Source organism: Cetobacterium sp. ZWU0022 (assembly GCF_000800875.1).
Classification (GTDB): domain Bacteria; phylum Fusobacteriota; class Fusobacteriia; order Fusobacteriales; family Fusobacteriaceae; genus Cetobacterium_A.
The window spans coordinates 1-4,126 of sequence record NZ_JRJZ01000114.1 but is presented as its reverse complement, the minus strand read 5'-3'; the positions used below and the strand labels follow the sequence as shown (position 1 = coordinate 4,126).

Annotated in this window: 7 protein-coding genes; all 7 read left to right on the top strand. The window is 31.0% G+C overall.

Annotation, left to right across the window (positions count from 1 at the left end; all coding sequences use genetic code 11):
• Positions 1–129 precede the first annotated feature (129 nt).
• The 7 genes from truA (at position 130) to L988_RS09045 (ending at position 3,863) form a co-directional block, all read left to right on the top strand.
• Positions 130–864, top strand: coding sequence for a tRNA pseudouridine(38-40) synthase TruA (gene truA, locus L988_RS09070; protein WP_047383614.1), 735 nt, complete (start codon positions 130–132; stop codon positions 862–864).
• A 9-nt stretch (positions 865–873) separates the two neighbouring features.
• Positions 874–1,323: an N-acetyltransferase gene (locus tag L988_RS09065; RefSeq protein ID WP_047383612.1), complete on the top strand. Its 450-nt coding sequence runs from the start codon at positions 874–876 to the stop codon at positions 1,321–1,323.
• Positions 1,324–1,411: 88 nt separating this feature from the next.
• Positions 1,412–1,822, top strand: coding sequence for a Fur family transcriptional regulator (locus L988_RS09060; protein ID WP_197053435.1), 411 nt, complete (start codon positions 1,412–1,414; stop codon positions 1,820–1,822).
• A gap of 44 nt (positions 1,823–1,866) precedes the next feature.
• On the top strand, positions 1,867–2,235 hold the full coding sequence (locus L988_RS09055; RefSeq protein WP_047383608.1) for a desulfoferrodoxin family protein: 369 nt from the start codon (positions 1,867–1,869) through the stop codon (positions 2,233–2,235).
• An 18-nt stretch (positions 2,236–2,253) separates the two neighbouring features.
• Positions 2,254–2,415: a rubredoxin gene (locus L988_RS13465; RefSeq protein WP_081982926.1), complete on the top strand. Its 162-nt coding sequence runs from the start codon at positions 2,254–2,256 to the stop codon at positions 2,413–2,415.
• 86 nt (positions 2,416–2,501) lie between these two features.
• Positions 2,502–3,275 carry an MBL fold metallo-hydrolase gene (locus L988_RS09050; protein WP_047383607.1) on the top strand — a complete coding sequence of 258 codons (774 nt, stop codon included), beginning with the start codon at positions 2,502–2,504 and terminating at the stop codon, positions 3,273–3,275.
• A 9-nt stretch (positions 3,276–3,284) separates the two neighbouring features.
• Positions 3,285–3,863, top strand: coding sequence for a uracil-DNA glycosylase family protein (locus L988_RS09045; protein ID WP_047383605.1), 579 nt, complete (start codon positions 3,285–3,287; stop codon positions 3,861–3,863).
• Positions 3,864–4,126 lie beyond the last annotated feature (263 nt).

Sequence of the window (4,126 nt, the reverse complement as noted above, 5' to 3'; positions counted from 1 at the left end):
GCACCAGACTTAGGATCTGGCGTTTCGACGTGAGGGTTCAAGTCCCTCCTCTCGCACCACATAAGAGTTTACAGAGTCTTGATTATTCAAGACTTTTTTTTATATCTAAAAAAGGAAAAGGAGAAAAAATTGGAAAGAAATATAAAGTTAACATATAGTTATGATGGAAGTGAATTTTTTGGATTTCAAAGGCAACCAAAGTTGAGAACTGTTCAAGGAGAAATCGAAAAAGTTTTAAAAATACTTTTTAAAAAAGACATTGATCTAATTTCAGCAGGAAGAACCGATAGGGGTGTACACGCTAAGAAACAAGTATCTAACTTCTTTATAGATTCAACAATTCCTCCTCAAAAAATAAAATATGTATTAAATAATAGTTTGCCTAAAGACATAGTTATTTTAGATGTAGAAGACAGTGAGGCAGATTTCAACTCGAGATTTTCAGCTAAATATAGAGCTTATGAATATTATTTAGGAGAGGAAAGAAACCCTTTTCAATCGAGGTATGTAACTTTTGTTGATGAAAAATTAGATTTGGATAGATTGAATTCTATTGTAGCTCCGTTGGTAGGAGTTCATGATTTTTGTAATTTTAGACTTGCAGATTGTTCTAGTAGAACTTCTGAAAGAGAGATGTTTGAGGCTAGATTTGAAAGAGTAGATGAAAAAACTGTGAAACTGTATGTTAAAGCAAATGCTTTTTTAAAATCTCAAATAAGAATAATAGTGGGGACAATTTTATCAATTTATTTTAAGAGAAGACCTGAAAATTATATGATAGAGATGCTAAATGATCCGAATGGAAAATATATAAAAGATGTAGCAGAACCAAACGGACTTCATCTATGTGATATAGGATATTAGGAGGTATTTATGAAAGTTGTTGAAGTTACTTCGGATAATAGAGAGTTAATTGATAAGATATATCAGAACGAGATAGATAGTTTTGGAGTTATGGGTGGAGCAGATATGTGGATGATTATGAGTTTTATTCGTTATGGAAAACTTTATGTTTTACTTGATAATTTCGGAAAACTTTTATCGGTTGCTCAGTATCAAGCTGTATTAAAAAAAAATGCAGTTTTCTTATATGGTTTTTCAACTCCAGAATCTGAAAGAGGAAAGGGCTATGGAAAAAAACTGCTGGAATCAACTCACAATTTTTTAAAAGATATTGGAATAGAGATGGTATATTTAACAGTAGATCCTAAAAATATACCGGCTATATCAATGTATGAAAAGGCTGGCTACAAGATTGAAGAGTTACAAAAAGATGAATATGGAATAGGAATTGACAGATATTTGATGGTCAAAATATTCTAAAGACATCTTGACAAAAATACTAAAAAAGTGTATATTAAATTAAAAACAAATAATTACAATTTTGTAATTATTTCAAAAGGAGATTATTATGTATGTTGAAAATATAGGAGAGCACCTAAAAATACATGACATAAAGCCTTCATATCAAAGAATGAAAATATTTGAATATTTGTTAGAAAATAAAACTCATCCTACAGTAGATGAGATTTATAAGGCTTTATGCCCTGAGATTCCTACTCTTTCTAAAACAACAGTATATAATACATTAAATCTTTTTATAGAAAAGGGAATAACGAAAGTAATAACAATAGAGGAAAATGAGACAAGATATGATGTAGATGTTCATGTTCACGGACACTTTAAATGTGTAGAATGTAAGAAAGTCTATGATATTCCAGTGGCTTTAGATCAATTAGTAGTTGACGGAATGAGTGGTTTTAAGGTAGATGAATACCATGTTTATTTTAAAGGAATTTGTCCACATTGTCAGAATAAATAATTGCTTAAAATAAGAAACTATTTTATTAATTGAAGGAGGCTAGAATGAAAGTTTTTGAAATTTTTAAAGTAAAAGAAAGTCCAGTATTATTAGAGGTATTAATAGCAGATGCCGAAGTGAACGTTGAGGGATTAGAGTTAGTTTCAGAAAAAACAGAAGATGCAACAACTGAAAAGCATGTTCCTTATGTTGAAGAGAAAGAGGATGGGTATTTAGTTAAAGTTGGAAAAGAGGTAGCTCATCCAATGACAGAAGCTCACTATATTCAAATCATAGAGATATGCGTAGATGATTTCTTATATAGAAAATATTTGAAACCTGGGGAAGCTCCAGAAGCTTATTTTAGAGTTCCAAAAGGTGCTAGCGTTTGTGCTAGAGAGTACTGTAATATTCATGGATTATGGCATAACTAAAATATAGGGGGATTAAAGATGGGTAAACACATGAGATGTGTAATATGTGATTATGTTTATGATGAAACGGTTGGAGATGTAGAAAATGGAGTTGCTCCAGGAACAAAGTGGGAAGAGGTGCCAGAGGATTGGGTATGTCCACTGTGTTATGTAGGTAAAGATCACTTTGAAGAGATGTAAAATATGTGACCTCTTGGCTAGTAGGCTAAGAGGTTTTTTTATGCTATAATATAGACTTAAAATAGAGATTAAAGAAAGGGAAAAATATGAGATTAGCAGTACTAGGAAGTGGAAGCAAAGGAAACTCTATTTTTTTAGAGACTGATAATATAAAATTACTTATAGATGCTGGATTCAGTGGGAAAAAAATAGAAGAACAATTGAATAAAATAGGTATAGATATTTGTAGTATAGATGGGATTTTGATAACACATGAGCATGGAGATCATATACTTGGAGCTGGAATAATATCTAGGAAATATGATGTTCCAATCTATATTACAAAAGAGAGCTATGAAGCGGGTGTATTGAAATTAGGAAAAATAAAACCAGAAAATCTTAGATTTATTGAAGAGGCTTTTTGGGTAGGGGAAAGCATGGTCTATCCTTTTGATGTTATGCATGATGCTGAAAGAACTATCGGATTTAGAATAGAAGAAAGTACTGGAAGTAAGGTCGCGATAGCAACAGACTTAGGTTATATTGACAACACTGTTAGAGAAGCTTTTAAAGATGTAGATGTGATTGTAGTTGAGTGTAATTATGATTATCATAAATTAATGGAGTGTTCATATCCTTGGGACTTGAAAGCTCGTGTTAAAAGTAGAAATGGACATCTTTCAAATAATGATTGTGCTAGATTTTTATGTGAAATCTATCATGAGAAATTGAAAAAAATATATTTAGCACATATGAGTAAGGACAGTAATGACCCTAAAATAGCACTAGATGCAGTTATGGATGAACTTAATAGAAATAATATAGAAGTGTCTGTAGAGATTGCACAACAAGATATATGTACAAAGATAATCAAGTTTTAGGAGGACTTTATGGAAGAGATAGAGAGATTATTAGAGGAGTTAAAGTTTGAAGTTGGAGGCACGGATGCTTTAAAAAATACAAAGGAAAAAATAATATTAGGAACAGGAAATTTTGCTGGAAATATTATGTTTATTGGAGATGATTCTAGTTTATATATAGATGAAAATTTAAAAGTGAAGCCAGGTTCGAGTGGAGAGTTTTTAATTAAGTTATGTGATATTGTAGGACTTTCTCCAGATGAATACTATATTACAACATTAACAAAATCAGAGAAAAATTACCGTGAGTTAGAAGAGAAGGATAAAAGAGATTTAAAAGAGTATTTGATGATGCAAATCTCTCTTATGAATCCTAAAATAGTTGTAGCTTTAGGTCAAGACGTAGCAGAGCTTCTTTTAGATAGAGAGTTTAAATTCTTACAGGAAAAAGGAGCTGTCTTCAACTGGAAAGGGGATATAAAACTTTTAGTGACGTATGATGCTAATTTTGCGAAGAAGTCAAGGGATGATGGTGGAAAAAGAGCAAAAGTAGCAGTAGAGTTTTGGGGGGATTTAAAAACTGTAAAGAATAGTATTGAGGAGATTTAATATGAAAATATTAGTTGTTAGATTCAAACAGATAGGAGACGCAATTTTATCAAAACGCCCTGAGAAAACCTCTTCCTCTGTAAGGGAGAGGATGAATCAGGGCAATCTTTTTAGTTTTCAGTACCTCTGATTAAATATACTATTCAATAGTTTCTATTGTTTTTTTCTAAAATATGATAAAATAATAGGACATAAAAATTTAATGAGGAGGTGTTAACTATGAAGAAATATAATTTAGCTTTTAAATATAGAATATATCCTAA

Excerpts from the sequence above, each read along its gene's own strand:
- L988_RS09050 (WP_047383607.1), top strand. The coding sequence starts at position 2,502 with ATGAGATTAGCAGTACTAGGAAGTGGAAGCAAAGGAAACTCTATTTTT.
- L988_RS09055 (WP_047383608.1), top strand. The coding sequence starts at position 1,867 with ATGAAAGTTTTTGAAATTTTTAAAGTAAAAGAAAGTCCAGTATTATTA.
- L988_RS09065 (WP_047383612.1), top strand. The coding sequence starts at position 874 with ATGAAAGTTGTTGAAGTTACTTCGGATAATAGAGAGTTAATTGATAAG.
- L988_RS13465 (WP_081982926.1), top strand. The coding sequence starts at position 2,254 with ATGGGTAAACACATGAGATGTGTAATATGTGATTATGTTTATGATGAA.
- L988_RS09045 (WP_047383605.1), top strand. The coding sequence starts at position 3,285 with ATGGAAGAGATAGAGAGATTATTAGAGGAGTTAAAGTTTGAAGTTGGA.
- L988_RS09060 (WP_197053435.1), top strand. The coding sequence starts at position 1,412 with ATGTATGTTGAAAATATAGGAGAGCACCTAAAAATACATGACATAAAG.